This window comes from Haloplanus sp. GCM10025708 (genome assembly GCF_042663985.1).
GTDB classification, from domain to species: domain Archaea; phylum Halobacteriota; class Halobacteria; order Halobacteriales; family Haloferacaceae; genus Salinirarus; species Salinirarus marinus.
In genome coordinates this window covers 1,655,947-1,680,540 of the sequence record NZ_JBHSZA010000011.1, presented here as the reverse complement: position 1 = coordinate 1,680,540, position 24,594 = coordinate 1,655,947, and the positions used below count along the sequence as shown (strand labels likewise).

At 66.2% G+C, this 24,594-nt stretch carries 22 protein-coding genes, 1 tRNA gene and 6 pseudogenes; 19 read left to right on the top strand and 10 right to left on the bottom strand.

The window, feature by feature from the left end; translation table 11 throughout:
* The 10 genes and pseudogenes from ACFQJD_RS12430 (at window position 1) to ACFQJD_RS12385 (ending at window position 9,654) form a co-directional block, all read left to right on the top strand.
* A complete protein-coding gene (locus ACFQJD_RS12430; protein WP_379798612.1) occupies window positions 1-480 on the top strand; it encodes a type IV pilin in 480 nt (159 codons plus the stop codon).
* Between the two features lie 180 nt (window positions 481-660).
* Window positions 661-1,107 carry a type IV pilin gene (locus ACFQJD_RS12425; protein WP_379798610.1) on the top strand — a complete coding sequence of 149 codons (447 nt, stop codon included), beginning with the start codon at window positions 661-663 and terminating at the stop codon, window positions 1,105-1,107.
* A gap of 114 nt (window positions 1,108-1,221) precedes the next feature.
* The gene (locus ACFQJD_RS12420) at window positions 1,222-1,398 is read left to right on the top strand and encodes a hypothetical protein (RefSeq protein WP_379798608.1); all 177 of its coding nucleotides are present in this window, start codon (window positions 1,222-1,224) and stop codon (window positions 1,396-1,398) included.
* 30 nt (window positions 1,399-1,428) lie between these two features.
* Complete coding sequence (locus ACFQJD_RS12415; RefSeq protein WP_379798606.1) at window positions 1,429-1,680, top strand: hypothetical protein; 252 nt, start codon at window positions 1,429-1,431, stop codon at window positions 1,678-1,680.
* A gap of 50 nt (window positions 1,681-1,730) precedes the next feature.
* Window positions 1,731-2,264 (top strand): DUF5815 family protein, encoded by a 534-nt coding sequence (locus tag ACFQJD_RS12410; RefSeq protein WP_379798604.1) that lies wholly within the window; start codon window positions 1,731-1,733, stop codon window positions 2,262-2,264.
* Between the two features lie 58 nt (window positions 2,265-2,322).
* Window positions 2,323-2,534: pseudogene (locus tag ACFQJD_RS12405) on the top strand (hypothetical protein).
* 192 nt (window positions 2,535-2,726) lie between these two features.
* Window positions 2,727-5,919, top strand: a pseudogene (carB, locus tag ACFQJD_RS12400) (carbamoyl-phosphate synthase large subunit).
* A 206-nt stretch (window positions 5,920-6,125) separates the two neighbouring features.
* Window positions 6,126-7,370: a Glu-tRNA(Gln) amidotransferase subunit GatD gene (gene gatD / locus ACFQJD_RS12395; protein WP_379798602.1), complete on the top strand. Its 1,245-nt coding sequence runs from the start codon at window positions 6,126-6,128 to the stop codon at window positions 7,368-7,370.
* Entirely contained in the window at window positions 7,361-8,266 is a 906-nt protein-coding gene (locus tag ACFQJD_RS12390) for a GNAT family N-acetyltransferase (RefSeq protein WP_379798600.1), read from the top strand. Before gatD ends, ACFQJD_RS12390 begins: the two co-directional genes overlap by 10 nt.
* Window positions 8,267-8,340: 74 nt before the next feature.
* Complete coding sequence (locus ACFQJD_RS12385; RefSeq protein ID WP_379798598.1) at window positions 8,341-9,654, top strand: NAD(P)/FAD-dependent oxidoreductase; 1,314 nt, start codon at window positions 8,341-8,343, stop codon at window positions 9,652-9,654.
* A gap of 42 nt (window positions 9,655-9,696) precedes the next feature.
* Here the strand turns inward: ACFQJD_RS12385 and ACFQJD_RS12380 are convergent, their stop codons facing one another.
* From ACFQJD_RS12380 to ACFQJD_RS12365, 4 genes are all read right to left on the bottom strand, one after another.
* A complete protein-coding gene (locus tag ACFQJD_RS12380) occupies window positions 9,697-10,494 on the bottom strand; it encodes a sensor histidine kinase (protein ID WP_379798596.1) in 798 nt (265 codons plus the stop codon).
* Window positions 10,491-10,952 carry a hypothetical protein gene (locus ACFQJD_RS12375; protein ID WP_379798595.1) on the bottom strand — a complete coding sequence of 154 codons (462 nt, stop codon included), beginning with the start codon at window positions 10,950-10,952 and terminating at the stop codon, window positions 10,491-10,493. The genes ACFQJD_RS12380 and ACFQJD_RS12375 overlap by 4 nt, the downstream gene beginning before the upstream one ends.
* Window positions 10,928-11,146 (bottom strand): hypothetical protein, encoded by a 219-nt coding sequence (locus ACFQJD_RS12370; protein WP_379798593.1) that lies wholly within the window; start codon window positions 11,144-11,146, stop codon window positions 10,928-10,930. Before ACFQJD_RS12370 ends, ACFQJD_RS12375 begins: the two co-directional genes overlap by 25 nt.
* A 115-nt stretch (window positions 11,147-11,261) precedes the next feature.
* Window positions 11,262-11,855, bottom strand: coding sequence for a DUF6149 family protein (locus ACFQJD_RS12365; RefSeq protein ID WP_379798591.1), 594 nt, complete (start codon window positions 11,853-11,855; stop codon window positions 11,262-11,264).
* Window positions 11,856-11,961: 106 nt separating this feature from the next.
* On the opposite strand from ACFQJD_RS12365, the gene ACFQJD_RS12360 reads away from it, so the two are divergent.
* The 5 genes and pseudogenes from ACFQJD_RS12360 to mptA form a co-directional block, all read left to right on the top strand.
* Window positions 11,962-13,200, top strand: coding sequence for an NAD(P)/FAD-dependent oxidoreductase (locus ACFQJD_RS12360; RefSeq protein WP_379798589.1), 1,239 nt, complete (start codon window positions 11,962-11,964; stop codon window positions 13,198-13,200).
* 126 nt (window positions 13,201-13,326) lie between these two features.
* Window positions 13,327-15,616 (top strand): annotated as a pseudogene (locus ACFQJD_RS12355) (nitric-oxide reductase large subunit).
* 190 nt (window positions 15,617-15,806) lie between these two features.
* Window positions 15,807-16,007: a hypothetical protein gene (locus ACFQJD_RS12350; RefSeq protein WP_379798587.1), complete on the top strand. Its 201-nt coding sequence runs from the start codon at window positions 15,807-15,809 to the stop codon at window positions 16,005-16,007.
* 122 nt (window positions 16,008-16,129) lie between these two features.
* Window positions 16,130-16,537, top strand: a pseudogene (locus tag ACFQJD_RS12345) (hypothetical protein); the annotation flags it as partial.
* A gap of 46 nt (window positions 16,538-16,583) precedes the next feature.
* Window positions 16,584-17,501 (top strand): annotated as a pseudogene (gene mptA / locus ACFQJD_RS12340) (GTP cyclohydrolase MptA); the annotation flags it as partial.
* Window positions 17,502-17,505: 4 nt separating this feature from the next.
* Here mptA and ACFQJD_RS12335 read toward each other — a convergent pair.
* Both ACFQJD_RS12335 and ACFQJD_RS12330 read right to left on the bottom strand, forming a co-directional pair.
* Window positions 17,506-18,303, bottom strand: a pseudogene (locus tag ACFQJD_RS12335) (TrmB family transcriptional regulator); the annotation flags it as partial.
* A gap of 40 nt (window positions 18,304-18,343) precedes the next feature.
* Window positions 18,344-19,969, bottom strand: a complete 1,626-nt coding sequence (locus ACFQJD_RS12330) for a DUF255 domain-containing protein (RefSeq protein ID WP_379798586.1) — start codon at window positions 19,967-19,969, stop codon at window positions 18,344-18,346.
* Window positions 19,970-20,059: 90 nt separating this feature from the next.
* Here ACFQJD_RS12330 and ACFQJD_RS12325 point away from each other — a divergent pair, with 90 nt between their 5' ends.
* The 3 genes from ACFQJD_RS12325 (at window position 20,060) to ACFQJD_RS12315 (ending at window position 21,760) form a co-directional block, all read left to right on the top strand.
* Window positions 20,060-20,551, top strand: a complete 492-nt coding sequence (locus tag ACFQJD_RS12325) for an FxsA family protein (RefSeq protein ID WP_379798585.1) — start codon at window positions 20,060-20,062, stop codon at window positions 20,549-20,551.
* 73 nt (window positions 20,552-20,624) lie between these two features.
* Window positions 20,625-20,698, top strand: a tRNA-Ile gene (locus ACFQJD_RS12320).
* Between the two features lie 432 nt (window positions 20,699-21,130).
* The gene (locus tag ACFQJD_RS12315; protein ID WP_379798583.1) at window positions 21,131-21,760 is read left to right on the top strand and encodes a hypothetical protein; all 630 of its coding nucleotides are present in this window, start codon (window positions 21,131-21,133) and stop codon (window positions 21,758-21,760) included.
* Between the two features lie 279 nt (window positions 21,761-22,039).
* On the opposite strand, the gene ACFQJD_RS12310 is transcribed toward ACFQJD_RS12315, so the two are convergent.
* On the bottom strand, window positions 22,040-22,291 hold the full coding sequence (locus tag ACFQJD_RS12310; protein WP_379798581.1) for a type II toxin-antitoxin system HicA family toxin: 252 nt from the start codon (window positions 22,289-22,291) through the stop codon (window positions 22,040-22,042).
* A complete protein-coding gene (locus ACFQJD_RS12305; RefSeq protein WP_379798579.1) occupies window positions 22,288-22,491 on the bottom strand; it encodes a type II toxin-antitoxin system HicB family antitoxin in 204 nt (67 codons plus the stop codon). The genes ACFQJD_RS12310 and ACFQJD_RS12305 overlap by 4 nt, the downstream gene beginning before the upstream one ends.
* Before the next feature lie 66 nt (window positions 22,492-22,557).
* On the opposite strand from ACFQJD_RS12305, the gene ACFQJD_RS12300 reads away from it, so the two are divergent.
* Window positions 22,558-22,866, top strand: a complete 309-nt coding sequence (locus ACFQJD_RS12300; protein WP_379798577.1) for a GNAT family N-acetyltransferase — start codon at window positions 22,558-22,560, stop codon at window positions 22,864-22,866.
* 104 nt (window positions 22,867-22,970) lie between these two features.
* On the opposite strand, the gene ACFQJD_RS12295 is transcribed toward ACFQJD_RS12300, so the two are convergent.
* Both ACFQJD_RS12295 and ACFQJD_RS12290 read right to left on the bottom strand, forming a co-directional pair.
* A complete protein-coding gene (locus ACFQJD_RS12295; protein ID WP_379798574.1) occupies window positions 22,971-23,420 on the bottom strand; it encodes a GNAT family N-acetyltransferase in 450 nt (149 codons plus the stop codon).
* A 419-nt stretch (window positions 23,421-23,839) separates the two neighbouring features.
* Window positions 23,840-24,406, bottom strand: coding sequence for a peroxiredoxin (locus tag ACFQJD_RS12290; RefSeq protein WP_379798573.1), 567 nt, complete (start codon window positions 24,404-24,406; stop codon window positions 23,840-23,842).
* Window positions 24,407-24,594: the final 188 nt, after the last annotated feature.

Below are 24,594 nucleotides of genomic sequence, written 5' to 3'. Positions count from 1 at the left end.
ATGAGATTCAGACGACTTTTCACCGACGATCGCGCCGTCAGCCCGGTGATCGGGGTGATTCTGATGGTCGCGATCACGGTGATCCTCGCGGCCGTCATCGGGACGTTCGTGCTCGGACTCGGACAGCAGGTACAACAGACGACGCCACAGGCGAGCTTCACGTTCGACTACGACTCGAGTTCCAACGGCACTGTTGACGTCACACACGAAGGCGGAGCAACGTTCGAATCGGAGAATACAGCGACCCTCACTGTTCAAGTGAACGGAAGCGTCGACCGTCAGCGGGGCTGGTCTCTCGACGTTTCAGCCGGTGACCAGTTCACTGTCGGCGACATCGGGGGCGACGGCTCTGCCACCACCTACACTGATGCCGGTACGGAACTCGACACGGTTGGGCTGAATTCTGGCGACACCGTCCGCGTCATCTGGCAGGGATCCGGCGATCAGACGTCGACCGTCGGGAAGTACACCGTCCCGTAGCGGACCGTCGCCGTTTTTCGACGACTCGCCCCGTCGACTTCCGCGTCGCTCTGCTCACACGGGGTAGACTGTCGATATAGCCGTCGTACCCTATCAATATCTCTACCTTTTGGCCGCGCTTTCATTGTCACCCGCCGTCGAACGCGACACGTAGGCGTTCGCAGCGCACGACTGTAATCCATGCAACTCAAGCAATTCATCACGGACGACCGCGCAGTCAGCCCGGTGATCGGGGTGATTCTGATGGTCGCGATCACGGTGATTCTCGCGGCCGTTATCGGGACGTTCGTGCTCGGGCTCGGGCAACAGGTGCAACAGACGACACCGCAGGCGAGTTTCACGTTCGACTACAACACGTCGGCGGATCAGGTGACGATCGTCCACGAGGGCGGTGCGACGTTCAGTTCGGAGAACACGGCGAACCTCTCGGTTCAGGCACCCGGTAACTCCACGTCGTGGTCGCTCCCGGTGTCGGCCGGTGATTCGTTCGTCGTGGACGACGACGATTCACCCGACACGGCCGACCTCCACCCAAGTAGTGCCCTGTCCAGCGGCGACACCATCCGCGTCATCTGGCAGGGCTCGGGCGATCAGACGTCGACTGTCGGGGAGTACACGGTCCCGTAGCGGACCCGCTTCCCCGCTTCGAATCGGGCCATTGACGGTGTTCGAGCGCCATCCTCGGCTATGGCGTCTCGAACGCTCCGCACCCGGAACACTCTTTTATTAGCCGTCGTCCTCGTGAGCGGCGTCGTACTCCCGGGACTCGCCCGGTGGTGGCTCGGAACGCTCGGTCTCGACACCCTCGGGAGCGCCGTCTTCACCGTCGGCTACGCGACGGCGGCGTTCGTCGTCTGGTACGGCTGGATTCGACCGATCGACTTCACCGGTTCGGCCGAGCGCAGAGCGGAACTTTAATGCACGATTCCGGGCGACCTACAGGTAAGAATGCTCCCGTTACAGGTCATCGACAGTTTCCTGCTCAACTACAACGTGGGGCAGGCGCTGTTGCTGGTGTTCATCCTCGCGACGGTCGGGACGCTCCCGCTGAAATCCCGGAAAATAGTGGCCATCAACACCGTCCTCTTCGGCGTCATCTTCATCATGACGCCGTCGGCACTGGCCCCGGTCCACTACATGTTCCTCGGCATCGTCCTGCTCGTCGTCGGGCCGATGCTGTACGTGACCGCCAGCCAGTGACGCCGTCGCGGGAGCGCGGCGTTTAACCGTTCGAACGCGCAACCGGGTGTATGGCAGAACCGCGCGTGCCCGGTGGCGACGAGGACGACGTCGAACTCCCCTGTGGCCGGACGCTCCCCGTCTCCACGTTCGACATGGGGATGCGGGAGTTCGACTGTCCGTGTGGCGACACCCACGCCGTCGTGATGGACGTCCACCCGCCGGACCGGTTTCTCCCCGAGTTTCTGGTGGCGATCCTGCGCGAGAGCGTCGAGACGACCAGCGAGGAGATGCCGGAGTTCGGCACGCCCCACCTCATGGGCATCGTCTTGGAGGAGTTCCCGGGCGACGTCGCCAGCATCGACGTGAGCGACCGGGGCGACGTCGGCTACGCCCTCCTGTGGGTGACCGACTTCGACTCGCGGCGGCTCCACGAGATCGTCGTCGAACTCGTGGTGGAACTGATGGAACACGCGGTCAGCCACGCCGACGACGACGCGGTCGTCCAGAATTTCGAGTCGGAGATGCTGGAGTTCGACGTCGCGGAGTTCGTCACCCAGTACCGCGAAGAGCGGGATTTCGACGCGGAGAACGCGCACGTCTGACTACTGTCCGACGTTCGTCTCACTGAACACTAAGACGATAGCGGCCCATGTGTGACGTATGCACACCCGCTGGCGGAAGTACGACGAACTACGGGGTGTGCTCGTCGAGGCGGAGGAGCCGTTGACCGCGCGCGAGATACTGTCGTCACTCGAAGAGCACGACGAGTTCGAGAGCGCCCACCACGTCGCGACCATCCTCGGCCGCGCCGCCGAGGAGGGGAAGTCGAGGTACTCGACGGCAGTCCGTATCGCTATCGGCTCAACGTCTGATCGCGGCGTTCTGAGCGGCCGAGAGACGCCACAATGCCGCTGTCGCGCGCGTCCGACGGTCGGGAGTTTGCTACGGGCCGCCGTCCGACTGGCCGCTCGCATATACCGCGACCGTTACGAAATCCGTAATTCAGTTTCGCATCTCGTATTCTTTCGTCGGGCTTATTACGATGTACGGACTTCGATGGGACGATGACTGACGACGAGGAGCGCACGATACTGCTCATCGGTAGCGGCCCGATTCAGATCGGGCAGGCAGCGGAGTTCGATTACTCTGGCGCGCAGGCCTGCCGTGCCCTGCAGGAGGAGGGCACGAGTCGTCCTCGTCAACTCGAACCCCGCGACGATCATGACGGACCCGGAGATGGCCGACCGGGTCTACATCGAACCGATCACGACGGAAGCGATCGCGGAGATTATCCGCAAGGAGAACCCGGACGGCGTCATCGCCGGCCTCGGCGGCCAGACCGGTCTGAACGTCACGGCCGCGCTCGCCGAGGAGGGCGTTCTCGACGAACACGACGTCGACGTCATGGGGACGCCGCTGGACACCATCTACGCCACCGAGGACCGCGACCTGTTCCGCGAACGGATGGAGTCGATCGGCCAACCCGTTCCGGCCTCGACGACCATCTCCCTCGACGAGGGCGAGGCAGTCACCGACCTGACCCAGGAGGGACTTCGTGACCGGGTCGACGCCGCCGTCGACGAGGTGGGCGGTCTCCCCGTCATCGCGCGGACGACGTACACGCTCGGCGGCTCCGGGTCGGGTGTCGTCCACGAGATGGACGAACTCGTCGAGCGCGTCCGCAAGGGGCTTCGCCTCTCGCGGAACAACGAGGTGCTCGTCACCGAGTCCATCTCGGGCTGGGTCGAACTCGAATACGAGGTGATGCGCGACGCCGACGACTCGTGTATCATCATCTGTAACATGGAGAACCTCGACCCGATGGGCATCCACACCGGCGAGTCCGTCGTCGTGACGCCCTCGCAGGTGATCCCTGACGAGGGCCACCAGGAGATGCGCGACGCCGCCCTCGAAGTGATCCGGGAGTTGGGTATCCAGGGTGGCTGTAACATCCAGTTCGCCTGGCGCGACGACGGCACGCCCGGCGGCGAGTACCGCGTCGTCGAGGTGAACCCCCGCGTCTCTCGCTCCTCGGCGCTCGCCTCGAAGGCGACGGGCTACCCCATCGCCCGCGTCACCGCCAAGGTGGCGCTCGGCAAGCGCCTCCACGAGATCGAAAACGAGATCACGGGCGAGACGACGGCGGCGTTCGAACCCGCCATCGACTACGTCGTCACCAAAGTCCCCCGGTGGCCCAAAGACAAGTTCGACGACGTCGACTTCGAACTCGGGACGGCGATGAAGTCCACGGGCGAGGCGATGGCCATCGGCCGCACCTTCGAGGAGTCGCTGTTGAAGGCGCTTCGCTCCTCCGAGTACGACCCGGCCGTCGGCTGGGCGGACGTGGGCGACGCGGAACTCGAAGCCGACTACCTGGAGACGCCGACGCCGGACCGTCCCTACGCCATGTTCGAGGCGTTCGACCGCGGCTACACCGTCGACGAGGTGGCCGACCTCACCGACATCGAGCGGTGGTACGTCGAGCGCTACGGACGCGTCGCCGAGGCGACGCAGGCGGCCGCCGAGGGCGACTTCACCGAGGCGGCCATCAAGGGCCGCACCAACGCCGAAATCGCCACCGCCGCCGGCACGACGGTCAGCAACGTCGAGACCGACGTCCCCGGCCGCACCTACAAACAGGTCGACACCTGTGCCGGCGAGTTCGCCGCCGAGACGCCGTACTACTACTCCGCGCGCAAGCCTGAGTTCCTCCGTGGCCCCCTCGTGGGCGACGCCGCGGCGGGCGAACTCGAAGTCGACCGGGACGTCGAGAGCGTCGTCGTCGTCGGCGGTGGCCCCATCCGCATCGGACAGGGCGTCGAGTTCGACTACTGTTCGGTCCACGCCATCCGCGCCCTGCGCGAGGCGGGCATCGACGCCCACGTCGTCAACAACAACCCCGAGACGGTGTCGACCGATTACGACACCTCCGACGGCCTCTTCTTCGAACCGATCACCGCCGAGGAGGTGGCGGACGTGATCGAAGCGGCCGACGCCGACGGCGTGATGGTCCAGTTCGGCGGCCAGACCTCCGTCAACATCGGCCACCCGCTCGAGGAAGAACTCGACCGCCGCGGGCTGGACTGTGAGATCATGGGCACCAGCATCGACGCGATGGACCTCGCGGAGGACCGCGACCGGTTCAATCGCCTGATGGACGAACTCGGCATTGCCCAGCCCATCGGCGGCTCCGCCACCAGCGAGGCCGAAGCGCTCGAGCTCGCCAGCGACGTCGGCTATCCGGTACTCGTCCGTCCCTCGTACGTCCTCGGCGGCCGCGCGATGGACGTCGTCCACGACGACGAGGAACTGAAGGAGTACATCGAGGAGGCCGTCCGCGTCAGCCCCGACAAACCCATCCTCATCGACGAGTTCCTCGCCGACGCCGTCGAACTCGACGTCGACGCCGTCTCCGACGGCGATCACGTCCTCGTCGGCGGCGTGATGGAACACGTCGAGAGCGCGGGCGTCCACTCGGGCGACTCCGCCTGTATGATCCCGCCGCGCTCGCTCGACGCGGAGATGCTCGGCCGCGTTCGCGAGGTGACCGAGGACATCGCACAGGCCCTCGACACCGTCGGCCTCCTGAACATCCAGTTGGCCGTCAAGGACGACGAGGTGTACGTCATCGAGGCCAATCCGCGCTCGTCCCGTACCGTTCCGTTCGTCTCGAAGGCCACCGGCGTTCCCATCGCCAAACTCGCGGCGAAGGTGATGGCCGGCGCGACGCTCGACGAACTCGACGTCGACGAGCAGATCCCCGAACAGGTGAGCGTCAAGGAGGTCGTCCTGCCGTTCGACCGCCTGCCGGGGAGCGACCCGCGTCTCGGCCCGGAGATGAAATCGACGGGCGAGGTCATGGGGACGGCTGACACCTTCGGCAAGGCCTACGAGAAAGCCCAGTCCGCCACGAGCAAACCCATCCCCACCTCGGGGACGGCGGTACTGGACCTCACCGCCGACGAGTTCCCCGATCCGGACTCCGAGGCGGCGGCGGACCTCGTCGACGGCTACGCCGAGTTCTTCGACGTGCGCGAGTTCGACGACCTGCACGAGGCGATCCGCCACGGCGAGGTCGACCTCGTCGTCTCGCGGGACCGCGACGCCCTCGAAGTCGCCGTCGAGGAGGACGTGACCTACTTCTCGACGTACGCCAGCGCCCGGGCGGCGCTCGAAGGCGTCCGCGCCCACGACGAACCCATCGACGTCCAGGCCATCTCCGACCGCCCCAAACTCCGGACCGGCTGGGGCCGGTAACGCGACCGACCGGGCCGCCCGGTCCGTTCTCGCGGCGGCTCCGGACGTCCCACGCTCGACTGGCCGCGTCGCTCGCAGGAGCCACGGCGGACGTCCGTCGTCGCCGCTGTTTCCGCACGGGCCGAGAGACCGGCGGGGCACGTCGCGGCCGCGTCCGTCGACGGGGAAAGAGTGGTTTCAAGTCCGCCGACGCGGTACCACGGCGTATGAACGTAGGGGATCGCGTCCGCGTCGAACGCGCGGGCGTCACGAACGAGGGCGTCCTGTTGCCCTCCTCGACGGCGGACCACCTCGTCGTCAAACTCCCGGGCGGGTACAACGTCGGCGTCGACCGGGAGGACGCCGACGTCGAGGTGCTCGAATCCGACGTCTACGACGTCGAGAGCGCACAGGCGACCGGCGAGACGTCCGAGATCGAGTTCGACGACGATCTGCCGACGGTGTCGCTCATCTCCACCGGCGGCACCATCGCCTCCACTGTGGACTACCGGACCGGGGCCGTGACGGCGCAGTTCGACGCCGAGGACGTCCTCCGGGCGGTGCCGGATCTGGCGGGGCGGGCGAACTACCGCGGGCGCGTCGTCGCCAACATCCTCTCGGAGAACATGACGCCCGACGTCTGGCAGGAGTTGGCCCACGCCGTCCACGAAGAGATCGAGGCCGGCGCGGACGGCGTCGTCGTCATGCACGGCACCGACACGATGCAGTTCACGGCGTCGGCGCTCGCTCTCATGCTCGACACGCCCGTCCCGATCGTCTTCACGGGGAGTCAGCGCTCGGCCGACCGACCCTCCTCGGACAACGTGATGAACGCCGTCTGCGCCGTCGAGGCCGCCAAGGCGGACTGCGCGGAGGTGCTCGTCTGCATGCACGAGTCCGAGAGCGACGACGCCTGTGCGCTCCACCGCGGGACGCGCGTCCGCAAGAACCACACTTCCCGGCGCGACGCCTTCGAGACGGTCGGGGCGAAACCGCTCGGGAGGGTGGCGTACGAATCCGAGGACGTCACTTTCCGCCGCGACTACGACACCCGCGGCGACACCCGTCTCGACATCTCGCCCGGCCTCGAAACCGAGGTCGAACTCGTGAAGTTCGTCCCCGGCATGGACCCCGCGGCCCTGGACTACCTCTCGGGGAAGGCGGGCGTCGTCATCGAGGGGACGGGACTGGGCCACGTCGACACCGACCTCATCCCGCGTCTCGAAGAACTCGTCGACGCCGGGACGACCGTCGCCATGACCAGCCAGTGTCTCGAAGGCCGGGTCTGTGACCGGGTGTACGACACCGGCCGCGACCTGCTGGAGGCGGGCGTCGTCGAGGCGGGCGACACCCTCCCAGGGACGGCGACGGTGAAGCTCATGTGGGCGCTCGCGAACGCCGACGATCCGGAGGAGGCCATGGGCGAGTCGCTGGCCGGCGAGTTGCAGACCCGGTCGGTCCCATGGACCTGAGGCCCGCACGCGAAGACGACTTCGACGCCGTCGCGGCGTTCACCCGCGAGACGTGGCCGGACCGCGCCGTCGACGACTACCTCCCGGACGTGTTCGACGCGTGGGTCCGCGAGGACGATGAGCGCCAGCGGACGTTCGTCCTCGACGCCGGCGACGACATCGCCGGCGTGATCCAGGGCGTGTTGCTCTCGCCGTACGAGGGGTGGGCACAGGGCCTGCGCGTCAACCCCGACTACCGCGGCGAGGGCCGGGGACGGGAACTGACCGAAGCCGTCTTCGGCTGGGCGCGGGAGCGGGGAGCGACGGTCGTCCGCAACCTCGTCTTCTCGTGGAACGCGCCGAGCCTCGGCCTCTCGCGCCGACTCGGCTTCGCGCCGTGTACCGAGATGCGGTGGGCCCACCCCGATCCGGACCCGTCGGCATCCGCGCCCCTTCGCGTCGTCAGCGACGGCGCGAATCCCGACGCGGCGTGGCGTTTCTGGACCGAGAGCGACGCCCGAACGCACCTCCGCGGGCTGGCCGTCGCCCCCGACTACTCGTGGGCGCTCGCGGACCTCACGCGCGAACGGGTCCACGCGGCGGCCGACGACGGCCGACTGCTCGTCGTTCGGGACGGCGGGACGCGCGGGTTCGCCGTCCGCAACCGGACGGTGACGCGCGACTGGGACGGCAACGAACGCTGTGCCGAATACGCCGTCGCGGCGTGGGCCGACCCCGAGGCGGCGTCGGCGCTTTTCGCTGCCGTCGCCCACGACGCCGCGTCCGTCGACGCCGACCGGACGCGCGTGCCGATTCCCGAAACCGTCGGCGCGGTGACCGACGCCGCCGCCGCGCGCGGCCACCCCGCCGAGAATCCCGAGTTCGTCCTCTCGGCCGACCTGACGGGATCGGACTGACTGCCGCCGGCGTCGCTGGTCGCCCCGACCGCGCCATCACAAGCCACTTACTCCCCGCCGCCTCACCCACTGACATGATTCACGTCGTCGGCGGCGGCGTCGCCGGTCTGGCGTCCGCCTATCGACTCCAGAAGCGGGGACGCGAGGTGCGAGTGCTGGAGGCGACGGCGGACGTCGGCGGACTGGCCGCGACGTACGAGACGGCCGGCGACGACGTCGAGACGTTCTACCACCACCTCTCGAAGTCCGAGGAGACCATCGTCGAGGTGGCCGAAGAACTCGGCCTCGGCGATCGGCTGGAGTGGCGGATCGGCGAGAACGCCTACTACGTCGACGGCGTCGTCCACCCGCTCGACACGCTGCCACAGATCGCCGCCTACCCGCACATGAGCCTCTACGACAAGTTCCGCCTCGGCATGTTGACGCTCGAGATCGACGTGCGCGGCGGCGTCCCGAAGTTCGACACCTACGACGACCTGACGGACTTCGAGGACGTCCCCATCAAGCAGTTCCTCCTCGACCACACCACCCGCGGCGTCTACGAGAACTTCTTCGAACCCCTGCTCGACGCCAAGTTCGGCGACCGGAAGGAGGACGTCAGCGCGGCGTGGTTGCTCGGGCGAATCAAATTCCGCGGCGAGCGCGACCTCCTCCGGGGCGAGATCCTCGGGTACTTCGAGGGCGGGTTCGCCCCGTTCGTGGACCGGCTGGTCGAGGCGGTGGGTCGCGAGCACGTCACGACGGGAGCGCGCGCAACCGACGTGACAGTCGCGGACGGCGCGGTGTCGACGATAACGTACGAGACGGCCGGCGGCGAACGCACGGAGGAGACGGACGCCGTCGTCGTCGCCGCGATGCCGAACGTCCTCGAAGATCTGACAGGCTACGTCTGCGAGGTGGACTTCCAGGGGGCGGTCTGTGCCGTCGTGACCATGGAGGAGGCACTGACCGACACCTACTGGCTGAACGTCGCCCACGACGCGCCCTTCGGCGCGCTCATCGAGCACACGAACTTCGTGCCGCCCGAACGGTACGGCGGCCAGCACCTCCTCTACGTCGCCAGCTACGTCCAGGACGCCGAGGAGGACCTCTGGCGGATGAGCGACGGGGAAATCGAGGAGGCGTGGCTCTCGCACGTCGGCGAGATGTTCCCCGCGTTCGACCGGTCGTCGGTGATCGAGTTCCGCCTCGCGCGCAACCCTCGGGCCGCCCCCGTCTACGAACGCGGCTATCTCGACCTGGTCGTTCCGTACGACCTGAGCGAGGCGGTGGCGAACGGCGTCTACTACGCGGGCATGGCGAGCGAGGCGCAGTACCCCGAACGGAGCCTCAACGGGGGGATCGTCGCGGGGTTCGAGTGCGCGGACCGCATCGCGGATCGGGCGTAGGGGGTTCGCGCCGGCGACGACGGCTGTTCGCGGGCGGTCGTGTCAGTTACTGGCGACGGGCAGCGTCACCCGCATGACCGTCCCTTCCGGGTCGTTGTCCCGTATCTCCAGGGTGCCGCCGTAGGCGTCGACGGCTTCCGTGACCAGGTGGAGGCCGAACCCGTTCCCGGGTCCCTCAGTCACCTGTGTGCCCCGGTCGCGGATGGCCTCTTTGTGTTCGTCGGGGATGCCCGGTCCGTTGTCGGCGATCTCGACGGTCACGTCCGTCTCCCTGCCCTCGCCGCGGATCCGGACCTCCGGCGTCTCCTTGTCGTTGTGTTCGACCGCGTTCCGCAGCAGGTTCTCGAACACGGGACCGAGGAGCGTGTCGGCCGTCACCTCGACCTCCGGGACGTGGTCGAGCAACAGGCGCGCGTCGTCGTGGGCGTTCTGTACGGCCGCGACCTTCTGCTCCAGCGTCGGCCGGAGGCTGACCGGTTCGAGGTCGTGGTCGTCGCGTTCGACGAGTCGCATGTACTCCTGCATCCGCTGGACGAACCGCTGCATCTCCTCGGTGCGTTCCGTGACGACGGGCCAGTGGTCCTCCGGGAGGTCGGCCTGGCCTTCGATCAACTGCAGTCGGGCCTCGACGACGTTGAGGCTGTTGCCCAGTTCGTGGCCGAGCGTCCGGTTTATCAGGGCGAACTTGGTCCGCTCCCGGTCGAGGGCGCGTTCGCGCTCGATGCGGTCCAGCGCGCGGTCGAGATGCGTCCCCAGCAGTCGCAGCGTGTTCTCCTCGTACACCTCGAAGTCGCCGTCTTCCAGTTCGATTCGCCCGCGAGCACCGATCGCCGCGGTCACCGTCGCCCGTTCGTCGCCCGATGCGGACCGGACGATCGGCCGCTCAGGACGACTTCGCCGTCGACGACGATGCGGGCGACGCCGGCCGACAGCAGCGTCTCGACGCCGTCGAGCGTGGTTTCGTAGGCTTCCGTCCGCGTTTCGGACCGCTGGAGCGCCGTCGCGATCTCGGGGAGCGATTCGACGGTGTCCCGCGCTTCCCGCTCCCACTGCAGTTCCGAGCGCTGGATGTCGGTCCGGGCACTGAGGAGCCCGAGTGCGAACGTCACCGTCGTCCCGATGAGGACGCCGTCCATCGCGATGACGTACGGCTTCAGTTGCTGCATGACCTGCAGTTGGATGTAGAGGACCCACCCGAACAGCAGCGTCGCGGCGACCCACCCGCCCACGGTCCACTTGGCGACCTTGGTGACGTGGCGCGTGTTCCAGTCGCTCAGCACGAGCCAGACGCCGCCCACCGCGACGCCCCCGCCAGCAGGAGAAACGTCGTGTTCTCGAAGACCGTGACGAGGAGCGACCAGTCGAGGTCGACGATGTCGTCCCAGATGTCGTAGAGGGGGATCCCGAGCAGGAGGATACCGACGGTCGTGATGGCTCCGCCCGAGACGGCCCGTCGGCTCATCGGGAAGCGGACCGCGGGGATCGCCCTCATGTCTGAACGTATCACCGCGTAGGGACAAAAACGTGGGGTACGCCCCGCCGTTGCGGCCGTCCCGTCGACTTCCCTACCCAGTACGTGACTCGACGCCCGCGAGCGACGGCCCGGCCTACGCCTCGTCTTCGTCGCCCTCGTCGACGCCGGGTGCGGCGCTCACGTCGACGTCCTCGGGGTCGTCCCGGCCGCCGACGCGGAGGCCACCGTCCGGTCCCTCGACGTAGACGTCGTCGGCGAAGCCGCCTTCGGCGTGGGGGTGTTCGGGGTCGTCGAGTTTCGCCGGCGTCGAGGGGGCCGCCGGGACGTCGCCCGTGTCGTACTCGCCGAGCGGGTCGTCGATGGTGATGTCGTGGCGTTCGAAGAAGTCCCGGTAGCGGTCGTAGTGGGCCCGGAGTTCGTCGGCGGGAAACTCCATCATCTCGGTCCACCCGTGGTTGTAGAAGTCGAAGTTGGCCTGGATGTGGGTGATCTCGCGCGCTTCGGCCTCCGAGAACTCCTCGTCCAGGGCGTCGACGTAGGTGTCGAACGTGCGGTCGAAGAAGGCCGCCATTCGGGGCTCGCGCTCCTCGCGACGGCCCGGATCGGCCTTCGCGCCGAACACGTCGACGTGCAGGTCGACGAGCTTCTCCCGTGCCACGTCGCCGACGACGGGCATCGTCAGCGCCTTCTTCGCGGCGAAGTGACGGATGTTCTGCCGGATCTTCATCGGAGTTAGTTAGGTCTCTCGCGGCTTGAAACCACCGGATACGGACGAATCGCAAGAATGCAGCAGATAGCAACCCACATTAACCCCGACGACGAAACTCCGGCATATGACCCAGTCGTATGTGATTATCGGCGACGGGATCGCGGGGAGTTCGGCGGCCGAAACCCTCCGCGAAGAGGCCCCGGACGCCGACATCACCGTCATTACAGACGAGGGCGAAGCCCTGTACAATCGGATCCTCATCAAGGAGTTCGCCAAGGGAAAACTCCCGGAGGCCCCCATCTCCATCCACGACGAATCGTGGTACGACGAACGGGACGTCGACCTCCGACTCAACACCCACGTCACGAACATCGACACGGACGGGCACGTCGTGCGCACCCACGAGGACGAAGACCTCGAATACGACAAACTCCTCGTGGCCACGGGCGGGACGCCGACGCAGCTCCCCGTCGAGAACAGCGACGCCGAGGGCGTCCACCACTTCTGGACGTTCCAGGACGCCCGGAAGATCAAAGCGGACGCCGAAACGGCCGACGCGGGCATCATCGTCGGCGCGGGCCTGCTGGGCATCGACCTCGCGGCCATCTGTGGCGCACAGGACGTCGAGGCGCACTACCTCATGCGCGGCGACTGCTGGTGGCGCTACGCGCTCTCGGAGGCGGGTGCCGAAATCATGCACGACGCGATGCGCGAACGCGGCGTCACGCCCGTCTTCGACAGCGGCGTCGACCGCTTCGAAGTGGGCGACGACGGCCAGATCAGGGGTGCCGTCGACCCCAACGGCGACTACTACGAGGGCGACTTCGCGGGCGTCGCCATCGGCCTCGATTTCAACACGGAACTGCTGCAGGGGACGGGCGTCGAGCAGGACGGGGGCGTCGTCGTCGACGAATACATGCAGACGAGCGTCGACGACGTCTACGCAGCCGGCGATCTGACCCGGTTCTACGACACCGTCCTCGGCGAACACGCCCAGAACGGCTCGTGGGGGAGCGCCAAGGAACAGGGCGCGATCGCCGCCCGGAACATGATCGACGCGGAGTCCGAGCCGTTCCGGTGGGTCTCCTCGTACTCCATCACGCACTTCGATTTCCCCTTCCTCTCGTTTGGCCACCCGACCATCGGCGACGACCATGCCGAGCGGAAATACTCCGACACCGAGTGGCGGCGGCTCGCGTTCAAAGACGGCAAAATCGTCGGTGGCGTCCTCATCGGCGACCTCTCGCCCCAGAGCGGTTACAAGCGCCTGATGCGCGATGAGCGCGTCGTCGCCGACCAGAAGGACGTGTTGATGCAAAAGCAGTTCGACGCCGACGAACTCGCGCCCGCACAGGAGCAGTAACGCCCCGTCTCCCGTCGCCTCTCCTTCGAGACGCCGTCTCGCGTTGGGCGTCGTCGCGCGGCTACTCCCTCCGGTCCGGGTCGACGCTCCACCACGGTTATGTGTCAGGACCGAAGAACGTAACACATGAAGGTCCGGAGGAAGACCTTGGCGAAGGCGCTCGTCGCGGCGTTCGTTTTCAATCTGGTTGTCATGGGTGCGGGGGCGTATCTCGCGTATCAGCAGTCGCCGGACCGCCCCGAACGCATCGTCGGCCCCGAGGGGAACGTGCTCGCGACGAACGACGAAATCGTCGCGGGGAAGGCGGCCTTCCAGCAGAACGGTCTGATGAATCACGGATCGATTCTCGGGAACGGCGCGTACTTCGGTTCCGATTACACGGCGAACGCACAGGAACTGCTGGCGTCGAATATGCGTTCGTACGTCGCCCAGGAGCGCTACGGGACGGCGTACGCGGACCTCCCCGAACCGGAGCAAGCGGCGGTGAATTCCGTCGTCGAACGCCAGCTCCAGGAGGGCGCTCTCGGGGAGACCATCCGGCTCACCGCCGCGGAGGCGTACGCCTACGAACAGGTCCGTGAGGCGTACGTCGAGCGGTACTACGGCGGCGCGGCAGAACACGGCATCCCGTCGCAGTTCGTCGAAACGCGCGAGGACGCGCGGCGGTTCGCGGACTTCGCGCTCTGGACCGCGCTGTTTTCCTCTATCGACCGGCCCAACAGCGACGTCTCGTGGACGAACGAGTGGCCGTACAACCCCGGCGCGGGGAACGAGCCGCCCGTCTCCGCGATGACGTGGAGCGTCGTCGCGATGGTGCTTCTGGTCGGCGGCGGCGGCGCGGGGATCTGGCTCTACGACTCCGTCGAACTCCCGGAACCGGACACTGAGGGCGTCGACGTCCCCCACCCGAGCGAAATCGACCTCTTCCCGAGCCAGTTCGCGGCCGTCCGCTTCGTCCCGGTCGCGGCCGTCCTCTTTCTCGTCCAGACGCTCCTCGGGGGTTGATGGCGCACTACTACATCGAACGCGAGGGCTTCTACGGCATCGCCGAGGCGCTCGGGGTCGACGCGATGGCGACGCTCCCCTTCGCCATCACGAAGGCGTGGCACATCGACCTCGCCGTCCTCTGGATCGCGACCCTCTGGCTCGGCATCGGGCTCTTTCTCCCGCCGCTGCTCACGGGTCAGGAACCCGACAACCAAAAGCGGTACGTCCACGTGCTGCTGGGCGCGCTGGTGGTCGTTGTCGTCGGCGGGCTAACGGGAATCTGGCTCGGCGCGCAGGGCTACATCGACGGCGCGCTCTGGTGGATCCTCGGCAACGAGGGCCTCGAATACCTCGAAGTGGGCCGCCTCTGGCAGGTCGGCCTGCTCGTCGGGTTCGTCCTCTGGACGGCGCTCGTCGCCCGCGGCTTCAGACCCCTGCTCGCCCGCGAGGAGCGCTACGGACTCGCACACCTGATTCTCTACGCGGGTGGGTCCATCGGCTTGCTCTTCTCGGCGAGCATGCTGTACACGCCGCAGACGACGATGCCCGTGACCGAATTCTGGCGGTGGTGGGTCGTCCACATGTGGGTGGAGGGTGCCTTCGAGTTCTTCGTCGTCGCGATCATCAGCATCTCGCTCGTGTCGATGAACCTCCTCTCGCGCCGCAGCGCGGAGAAAGCCGTGATGTTCGAGGCGCTGTTCGTGATGGGCGCGGGCGTCATCGGCGTCTCCCACCACTACTGGTGGATCGGCCTCCCCGAGTACTGGGTGCCCGTCGGGAGCGTCTTCTCCACGCTGGAGTTCATCCCGCTCATCTTCATCCTCTACGAGGCACTCGGCGAATACCGCGCGATGATGGGCGCGGGCGAGGACTTCCTTACCGACTCCCGTTCATGTTCATCATCGCCTCCGGCTTCTGGAACTTCGTCGGCGGCGGCGTCCTCGGGTTCTTCATCAACCTCCCGCTGGTGAACTACTACGAGCACGGCACCTTCCTGACGGTCGGACACGCCCACGGCGCGATGTTCGGCGCGTTCGGCTTCCTCGCGATGGGGATGGCCATCTACGCGCTCCGGTTCACCACGAAGCCCGGGGCGTGGGACCCGACGAATCTCAAGCGCGCGTTCTGGCTGTTGAACGCCGGCCTCGCGTGGATGGTCTTCGTCGGCGACATCCCCGTCGGCTTCCTGCAGCTGGAGGCCGTGTTCACGCAGGGATACGACGCGGCGCGCTCGCTCGCGTTCTACAACCGCGACCTCGTCCAACTCCTCTTCTGGGCCCGCCTGCCCGGCGACGTGCTCGTCATCCTCGGGGCGGCCGTGTTCAGCTACGACGTCCTGAAAAAGCGCTTTGTCCGCCGCAAGGTGCCCGAGACGCCCGTCGACGGGACCGTCATCTCCCGGCGCATCTTCGCCGAGGACGACGACTAACAGGCGGCTCTCGCACGTCGGGCTCGCGGCCGAACGCGGCCCCGGACGAAACACGCGGTAGCTGCACCGGCGCGGATCGATCCACTCGGGCGCTCGGATCGGCCGACCGTCTACGCGTCGCGACCGGTGACGCGTCGACCCCGGCCACGGCGGAGATACCTTTATCATCTTTCGTGTTGCATGTGAACACATGGCACAGTCCAGGGAACTACGAGTGAGTCGAACCACCGCCGTCCCGGCCGACGCACGGGTTCGTCACTTCGACGAACTCGACGACGACAGCCAGCAGTATCTCGCGGCGGTGGAGAGCGGGGAGACGCCGGCGGCGATGCCGACGGGCCTCGCGTCGGGGGACGTCGTCGTCTACACGGACTACTTTCGGATCCACTGAGCCGGGCTGTTTGCCGGTCGTCGCCGACTCCGGAGTCGACGACAGCCGGACACGACTCCCAACAGCCCGGACGACTCCTCGCGGACCGAAGCCGTTTTCCACGCCCCAGCGATAGACGAGGTATGGAAAGCGGCGGCCAGATGACGCTGGCGTTCGACCTCGACGCGTTGAAAGGACTCGCCGACCCGAACGCGGTGTTCAACGACGCCCGACAGTGGACGCAGTACGTCGGCGTCGTCAGCGACAAACCGACCTACGTCGTCACGAACTTCACGCGAAAGGAACGCATCCGCCAGGACTTCTTCTCCGGGCCGCGCGGCGTCGAGGAGAGCCTCGACAACGTCAAGCGGCAGTTCGACACCGACCGGCACGTCTTCGTCGGCACGAGCGGCGAGGATCGGGCGCTGGCCGAGGCGGCGGGCTGGGAGTATCTCCCGGTCGATGAGGCCGCCGAGGCGGCGGGCTGGAGCCTCGGCTCCGAGGAAGACGACGCCGACCCCTTCGAGGCGGACGTTCGCGACGACTGGCCCAGCGGTATCGAAAGCCCTAATCGCCGAGCGTCCCACTCAGTAGTCGATGAGCCACCAGTTGCCTGACGTTCAGGCGGGCCAACCCGACGTCACGGTCGGGCTCAGTCAGGTCGGCGTCACGGGCGTCGAGAAACTCGTCAAACTCGAACGCGACGGCCGGCGTCCCATCGTCTTGATGGCCGAGTTCGAGGTGTTCGTCGACCTGCCCAGCGGACGGAAGGGCGTCGACATGAGCCGGAACATGCAGGTCATCGACGAGACGCTCGAAGCCGCCGTGAGCGAACCGACGTATCGCGTCGAGGACGTCTGTGGCGACGCCGCCGAACGCCTCCTCGACAAACACGAGTACACCTCGACCGCCGAGGTCCGCATGGAAGCGGAGTACGTCGTCCGCGAGGAGACGCCGGCGAGCGGCCTCGGCACGCAGAGCACGGCGACCATCCTCGCCGGCGCCGTCGCGACGGACGAGGGCACTCGCGAGGAGATCGGTGCCGAAGTGACCGGGATGACGGTCTGTCCCTGTTCGCAGGGGATGTCCGCCTCCCGCGCCCGCGAAGAACTCCTCGCGCTCGGCGTCGAGGACGACGTCGTCGAGGAGTTCCTCGACGCCGTACCGCAACCGGGCCACTCACAGCGGGGACACGCGACGCTCACCGTGACGAGCGAGGGCTCGCCCGACGTCGACCTCCACGACGTCATCGACGTCGCACGCGACTCGATGAGTGCGCGGATCTACAACCTCGCGAAGCGCCCGGACGAGGACCACATGACCTACGAGGCCCACGCCGACGCCAAGTTCGTCGAGGACTGCGTCCGGTCGATGGCCGACGACGTCGTCGAGCAGTTCGACCACCTGCCCGACGACGCCGTCGTCCACATGAAGCAGTCGAACGACGAGTCCATCCACCAGCACAACGCCCACGCCGAGCGAGAGGTGACGATGGACCGACTCCGTTCGGAGATCCGCAGAGCGTCAGCGGCGTCGCCCGCTCCCACCGCTCGTCGAACGTCTCGCGGACGTCCGAAGCGAAGGCGGCGTCCTTGAAGTCGATGAGCGCGAACGCCTCCGCGGGATCGAGCGGGTTCGGCACCTCGATACACACCTCGGCGCTGTCGATGAGGTTGAACGGCCCGTCGATCCGGTCGTGCGTTCTGACCGCGAACGAGGAGTGTTCCGCGAGCCTCGCCGTCCGGTCTCTGACCCCCGGCGGGAGCGTCTCCGCCAGCTCCGGCGTCAGGAGCGACGTCACCGTCACTCCCCGGTCGAGGGCGTCCTCTAAGACGGTCACGACCCGCTCGCTCACCTCCCCGATGTCCAACTGGGGCGACGGCATCCCCGCGGCCATCCGGATGCGGTCGTCGGCCGCCGCGAGTCGTTCGGCGTGGAGGTCGACCGACTCCTCGGGGCCGATGGCGACGGTCCAGAACCGGTCGCTGACCGGTTCGGTCGCGTCGAGTTCCTCCTGCAGTTCGGTGACCGTCTCCTCGTACTGTTCGGCCTGCTTGTTCAGTTCACGCTTTCGCTCCGCCAGCAACCGATCCAGCGCCGTATCGGGTTCGACCGCGACGTACTTCTTCGGGCGACTTGCCGCCTGACACCGCACGAGGTCGTGGCTCTCCAGGCTGTCGAGGACGTCGTAGACGCGTCCCATCGGGACGTCGCTCACGCTCGACAACTCTTTGGCCGTTGTCGACCCGCTCCGTAGGAGCGTCCGATAGGCACGAGATTCGTACTCAGACAGCCCGAGGTCCCGTAGATTCGCCATGTTTGCGGACGGCTCTCCACGAATAAAAACCGTGCGCTAGTTACTCGGTCGGCGTCGACAGGTCGGCCACCGCCGACAGCAGGCCGTCGGGCGTCGTCACCGACCGCGACCGATCGCCGACGGCGACGACGGCCGTGCCCGCCGCCACGTCGGCGTCCGGATGGACGACCTTCTCGTGGTCCGCGACGCGGAGGGCGGCCCGGTGGAGGTCGGATCCGGGACCGGTGCCGACGTCGACGGCGAGCGTCGGCCGGCAGAGACGGCCGGCGACGGAGCCATAGCCCGCTACCTGGACACCGATGCGGTCCCACGCGCCCGCGAACGCGGCGACGGCGTCGTGAGCCACGTCGCGATAGCGGTCCTCGCCCGTGAGCGCGGCCAGATCGAGGAGCGCGTCCGCCATCTCCACGTTGCCGTCGAGCGGCCGGAGCGGGCGGTCCAGCAACCCCACGCCCTCGGTCGGGCCGTCGCGGAACGACCCGTCGTCGAACAGGGCGTCGATCGTCCGATCGGCGACGTCCGTCGCCGCGTCGAGATACGCCGGGCCGACGACCTGCGCCGCGCGAGTGAGCGCGCCGAGGACGCGCGACTGGTCGTCGAGCAGCAACGCCTCGTCGCCGCCCTCGACGTGGACGACGGCACCGTCGTCGACGAACGAATCCAGGAGCGACGACAGCGCCCGGGTCGCGTACGCCCGCGGCTGGTCGGCGTCCGTGTAGGCGTGGAGGGTGAGCAGGGCGTCCACGGCGACGCCGTTGCTCCCGGCGTAGGCGGTCAGGTCGGTTCGCGGCCCCGTCTCCTCGGCGCGTTCCTCGGCGTCGAGGAGGAAGTACTCGCGGCCGCTCGCGGGACCCTGGCTGTTGCCGAACGCCGCGCCGTTCCAGAGGGAATCGACCAGACACTCGACCGTCCGTTCGGCGGGGCGGCGATACGCCTCCTCGCCCGTGTAGAGGTAGGCGTTGGCGAACGCGCGGACCAGCGCCGCGTTCGTGTCGAGGAGTTTCGCGTGGTGGGGCGACCGCCAGTTGTGGGCTCGCGCGTAGCGATAGAAGCCGCCCGCCTCGTCGTCGTAGAGGTTGTTCAGGACGGCTTCGAGCGTCCGCACCGCGCGGTTCCGGTCCCGCTTGAGGGCGAACTCGATCGTCCGCGGGAGGGGGAACTTCGCGCCGTCGCCCCAGCCGGCGTGTTCCTCGTCGAACTGCGCTTCGAGCTGTCCCGCGAGGTGTTCCTCGATGGCGGTGGTCACCTCGCCCGCGGGCGTCGGGTCGCCGGCGAGCGCACGGGGGACGCGTCCCGCGTCCGTCCCCTTCGCGTCCCACAGTTCCCGGACGCTGTCGATGACCTGCCGCATCCCGTCGGGGCCGAGATAGCCCGTGCCTGTGAGGAGTTCGCCGTCCGGCGTCAGAAACACCGTCGAGGGGAACCCGCCCATGTTGTAGCGCTCGCGGACGCGCGGTCGGCGGTCCACGTCGACTCGGATCGGGACGAACCCGTCGTTGAGGTTCGCGGCGATGCGCGGTTCGCCGTACGTCTCGACGTCCATCTCGTGGCAGTCGGCACACCAGGTCGCCGTCAGCGCGAGCAACACCGGCTTCCCCTCTTCGCGGGCCTCGGCGAAGGCCGAGTCGCTCCAGTCGCGCCACTCGACGCGCGTCCCATCGCTCATGGATTCCCTCGGTGACGCCGTGGGGTAAGGGCTTCGAGTGTCGACGACGGCGACACAAGGGCTATGAACGCCGGTCCAGTACGTCCACGTATGCGACTGCGCTGGCTGTTCGTGCTCCTGTTGCTGATCCCCCTCTCCGACGCGCTGTTGCTCGTCCTCGTCGCCGACGCCGTCGGCTGGCAGGTGACCGTCGCGCTGGTGGTGCTCACCGGCCTCCTCGGGATGTTGCTCGTCCGCGCCGAGGGCCGATACACCCTCCAGCGCTTACAGGAGAAACTGGCCCGCGGCGACGTACCGACCACCGAACTCATGGACGGCGGCATGCTCATCGCCGCCGGTGCGTTCCTCCTCACGCCCGGCCTCGTCACCGACACGCTCGGCTTCCTGCTCGCGGTGCCGATCACCCGCGCCCCCATCCGGGCCGTCCTCCGGCGGTTCGTCGTCCAGCCCTATCTGGACCGCCGCTCCGGCGGCTTCGTCACCGGTCGGGTCTGGACGGCGGGCTTTCCCGACGACGACTACGGGGACGACGTCTACGATGTCGACGGCGGATCGTACTCCGTCGACGACGACGCGAAGTGACACTGCGCCACAGACGGACGCCGAAAGGAAACCCTTAAACGACGAACTGCGCAACGATATGATGCGTTCACCTGGGCCAATAGCTCAGTCAGGTTGAGCGCTCGGCTGATAACCGGGAGGTCCACGGTTCAAATCCGTGTTGGCCCACTCGGCTTCCACTCGGACGCTATCCGGGACGGAATCCACGCGCAACCCTCCCCAGCCACCTCATTTCGGCACTTTCACACTCGCGAGGGAGGAGTCTATCTCGGTAAGTTCACTCGGTTTGCGAGCGCCCCCCGCGCAGTCATGCGATTGGAATAGCCGAAAGGAGGGGTGCGTGATGCCGGTTCGCCTCGACCCGGCGGACAATCGATCAACGTGCCGCTTCTGCGAGACCCACGTATCCAACGACTTCCGGCGGACGCTGGGCGACGAGAACAACGTCGCGCATCGGTGCCTTGCGTGCGATTCGCGCCCGCGTATACAGGCCGGCAGCGCCGCCGGGAAGGATGTCGAGTATCCTGACCCCTTGGAGCAGCCGAACCGGAATCGCGGACGGAAGGCCCCTGAAACGCTGTCTGACGGAGGTGTCGACCGATGAACCTCCAGGACTTCGGCGTCGAACGGTTCGACCGTCCGCGACTGAAGGTCAAAAACGAAAACGGCCGCGTCGCCCGTCCCGTCACCGCGAATCCGATAGAATACACGGAGGGTGAGATTGAACTGGGCGTCTCGGCGCTCGCTGACGCCACGCTGAAAGGCGCGCTGTCGAACGCGGGCGTCTCCTCCGTTCGGTCGTACGGGTACGACTCCCCGCACGCCGAGGTCGTCGTCCTCGAGACGTGCCGAGGCCCTGAGGCCGCCGGCTGGAGTGACGAGTTCGTGGGTGTCGAGGTCAGTTTCTCCGACCACCCGCGCTACGTCCCCGTCCGTCGTGACGACCTCGCGCCCGTGGATCGACACGTCGACGTCCTCCAGGCTGACGGCGTCGAGGAGATCGACGCGGAGGCCGGCGTCGAGGACGACGCCCAGCTGGGCGACGACGAACAGCGGACCCGCGTCGGCCACTGTCAGCACGACGAGACGGACGTGTATATCGGCCGCCACGGAGAGGTAATCGCCCGCATCGTCGACGACGTGATTCAAAAGGTCGAGACTGACAGCGGAGTCGTCGCCTACGACTGTCCCGAGTGCGGCGAGATCACCGAATGCAACGTCGTCGGTTGATGATGGCGAGACAAGTCGTGCGAATCGAAGACCGGTTGGATCGCTGCGGTACACCTGCCCGCGCGGACACCGCTCGTGGGAGCCGACGAATCACCACTTCTGGTGTCAGCGCTGTGCGCGCCTTGACGGCGTCGACGGCGTCTTCCACGAACTCCGTGACCGCAAGAGCGGCGAGTGTTACGAACGCGAGCAAGTGCGCCTGCTCGTCGCGCGCGGGCCGTACGACCGCGACCTCGACGAGCGGGAGAAAGCATGAGCGACGCTCTCCGGGAGGCCAGATCAGCGATGCTCGTCGATCCAGCGGCACCACGCGTCGAAGTCGTTCGCGCCGCACTGCTCGGCGATGGACTGGAGCGTTCCGGTTCTCACCCGGTCGTGCAGCGGGACCGTCACCGTTCGAACGTCGTCGGTATCGGGGTTCGTGTACTTCAGAATCGTGTGGCTCCCGCGCTGGCGGTCCTTGCGGTAGCCGAACGAGGTGAGGACGCTGACTATCTCTCGGCCGGAGAAATCACGCGGCGGACCGCTCATCCCTCGAACCACGGGGCGTCGGGTTCCGGCGCGTCGGTGTCCGCTTCGCGGGCTTCTTTCGTTAGCTCGACGGCCTCGTCGAGGTTGGTAAGCGCCTCCTCCCGCGTCTCGCCTTGGCTGGCGACGTTCAGCTCCTCCTCGATTGCCGACCAGCCGCCGTCGTCCTCCTCGATAAGGCGGATTTCACGGCCCGTGCTCATGGCTGGTAGTAGTAGTAGTGCGCCGATAAGCGTTCGGGGAGGTGTCGCCGTCGTGTTGAGACTGGCTTGACGCGGCTTACACCGAGTCAACAACGCACAAAGGCAAATACCGAGGCTAAATATCTTATGCTGTCTCACGCCTTCGAAGAATGGGATTGTGTACGTGTAGAACTGAAGACTGATTCGCGAAATCAACCGTCAATAGACGCTATTCGGCGAATTGGCGCAGCCAAGGAAGGGACGCTTCGAAAACACATGCAATCGCATCAGGGGGTCCGTGATACTGTCTATTTCAGTATTGTTGATGATGAGTGGGGTGACGTCAAACGCGATCTCGAATCGAACTTTCGCAGACGGAGCGCAATTGAGAGATAGACTAAGCGGATAGTCTTCCAGCATCTACATTATGACAACACGAATACACTCCTGACCAGTGTGCAGTGTCGCAAACGCCCGCCGGGTGTGCTGAAAGCGCCCAATTAGTAGGGGGATTCAGCACTGAGGCCCTTCTGGAAGGTGTAACAATACTTCTCCATGTCGAGATCTTCGTAAAAGCGGTGAGCATCTTCACGCCAGAGACCAGAAGCCAGCTCGACGCAGGTACAGTCTCGTCCCTCCGCCCAGTCGAATACCCAGGAGAGTAGTTTCGATCCGTATCCGTTCCCGCGGGCGGGTTCGTCGACGACGAGGTCATGCACCCAGACGTGGGATCCGCTGTAGAGGTTTGTTTGCTTTACAAAACCTGTGACAGCTACCAGGGACCCGTTTTCATCACGGAGACCATATAATTGGTACCCGCTTTCATCACGCATTTCAGCGACTAATTCGAGGAATTTCTTTTCTCCGACGGGCCGCAACTGGTCGACGATTGGGTATGCTTCACGAAGTTCGCTCTCAGAAGCTAATTCGTCGATACTCTCGTTTTCCATGTCTGTATCGCCTCAAACGTAGGACAATAAATCTTGCACACCACATGTTGTCAGACACTACAACTCGTCCTCGTGACGAGTTTTCTGTTGCACCAACAACCCGATTTACCGACGCTCCAGTTTCGATTATATCTCTGCCGGATACACCCACTGTAGTGAGCGAATTGAGGGAGCGAAGAACAGGAATACGAACCGTTGTATGACACCCTTCCTCCCGGTAAGGACACCGTCAGTCGCGCATTCGAGTGTAGAGAGGTAACCGCTGTAGGTGGCGCTCGAAAGGGACGAGAGCGGCTTCGGTGACGACGCCGGTCCACCTACGCAGCACACCGAGGCGCTGCCGAAATACTCAGACCGCGATAAAACAGGTCTGTCGGAAGTACACGAACGGTTGTTCCTTTTCCAGTCGTACTGGGTGTTCAACGGGGATTGTTCGTTACCCACTCGAGGACTTCGCTCGCGTGTTCGTCCGGTGGGAAGATCGGATAGAAGACGTGTTCGATACGTCCCTCGGAGACTACCAGCGTCAATCGCTTCAGATAATCCTCTCCCTCGATGGTGAACGTCGGTAAGTCGAGTTCGTTCGCCAGCTCCCACTCGGCGTCGCTGAGCAGCTCGAAGGGGAGGTGTAGTCGGTCACGTGCCTCGCGTTGGTACTCGCTCGACTGCGTGGACAGTCCGAACACCTCCCCGACTCCGTTATCTCGGAGTTCGTCGTAGTGACTGCGAAAACCGCGTGACTCGGGGGTACAGCCGCGGGCACCCGGGACATCTTCCCACCCCTCTGGGATCACGTCCTTGTCTGGCCGCCCCGTCAACGGATAGACGTAGATCACCGTGCGAGGAGGTAGTTCTCGAAGGTCGACCGCCGTCCCCTCGGTCGATTGGAGTGACACGTCAGGCAGCTCCATCCCTTGGAGATGGTCGGCCGCTCCGTCGTCTTCCGGTACTGGCAGGTCGTCCGGTAGTGGGAAATCCTTGGACATCGAGCTATGTATCGACACACAGCATAGATAAGTGTTCATAATAGCCGGAAATTCTGGATGCAATTCAAGTATTTGGGGCTCTCTCTCGTATAGAACTGCTCAGCGACTCCGGATAGACGAACAACTGAGTTGTCCATCTACTGAACGGGAGCATCGTGACTGCTCACCGTGATGAATCTCCTCTGAAC

Excerpts from the sequence above, each read along its gene's own strand:
- ACFQJD_RS12430 (WP_379798612.1), top strand. The coding sequence starts at position 1 with ATGAGATTCAGACGACTTTTCACCGACGATCGCGCCGTCAGCCCGGTG.
- ACFQJD_RS12425 (WP_379798610.1), top strand. The coding sequence starts at position 661 with ATGCAACTCAAGCAATTCATCACGGACGACCGCGCAGTCAGCCCGGTG.
- ACFQJD_RS12415 (WP_379798606.1), top strand. The coding sequence starts at position 1,429 with ATGCTCCCGTTACAGGTCATCGACAGTTTCCTGCTCAACTACAACGTG.
- ACFQJD_RS12410 (WP_379798604.1), top strand. The coding sequence starts at position 1,731 with ATGGCAGAACCGCGCGTGCCCGGTGGCGACGAGGACGACGTCGAACTC.
- gatD (WP_379798602.1), top strand. The coding sequence starts at position 6,126 with ATGAACGTAGGGGATCGCGTCCGCGTCGAACGCGCGGGCGTCACGAAC.
- ACFQJD_RS12390 (WP_379798600.1), top strand. The coding sequence starts at position 7,361 with ATGGACCTGAGGCCCGCACGCGAAGACGACTTCGACGCCGTCGCGGCG.
- ACFQJD_RS12385 (WP_379798598.1), top strand. The coding sequence starts at position 8,341 with ATGATTCACGTCGTCGGCGGCGGCGTCGCCGGTCTGGCGTCCGCCTAT.
- ACFQJD_RS12370 (WP_379798593.1), bottom strand. The coding sequence starts at position 11,146 with ATGAGGGCGATCCCCGCGGTCCGCTTCCCGATGAGCCGACGGGCCGTC.
- ACFQJD_RS12365 (WP_379798591.1), bottom strand. The coding sequence starts at position 11,855 with ATGAAGATCCGGCAGAACATCCGTCACTTCGCCGCGAAGAAGGCGCTG.
- ACFQJD_RS12360 (WP_379798589.1), top strand. The coding sequence starts at position 11,962 with ATGACCCAGTCGTATGTGATTATCGGCGACGGGATCGCGGGGAGTTCG.
- ACFQJD_RS12350 (WP_379798587.1), top strand. The coding sequence starts at position 15,807 with ATGGCACAGTCCAGGGAACTACGAGTGAGTCGAACCACCGCCGTCCCG.
- ACFQJD_RS12330 (WP_379798586.1), bottom strand. The coding sequence starts at position 19,969 with ATGAGCGATGGGACGCGCGTCGAGTGGCGCGACTGGAGCGACTCGGCC.
- ACFQJD_RS12325 (WP_379798585.1), top strand. The coding sequence starts at position 20,060 with ATGCGACTGCGCTGGCTGTTCGTGCTCCTGTTGCTGATCCCCCTCTCC.
- ACFQJD_RS12315 (WP_379798583.1), top strand. The coding sequence starts at position 21,131 with ATGAACCTCCAGGACTTCGGCGTCGAACGGTTCGACCGTCCGCGACTG.
- ACFQJD_RS12310 (WP_379798581.1), bottom strand. The coding sequence starts at position 22,291 with ATGAGCGGTCCGCCGCGTGATTTCTCCGGCCGAGAGATAGTCAGCGTC.
- ACFQJD_RS12305 (WP_379798579.1), bottom strand. The coding sequence starts at position 22,491 with ATGAGCACGGGCCGTGAAATCCGCCTTATCGAGGAGGACGACGGCGGC.
- ACFQJD_RS12295 (WP_379798574.1), bottom strand. The coding sequence starts at position 23,420 with ATGGAAAACGAGAGTATCGACGAATTAGCTTCTGAGAGCGAACTTCGT.
- ACFQJD_RS12290 (WP_379798573.1), bottom strand. The coding sequence starts at position 24,406 with ATGTCCAAGGATTTCCCACTACCGGACGACCTGCCAGTACCGGAAGAC.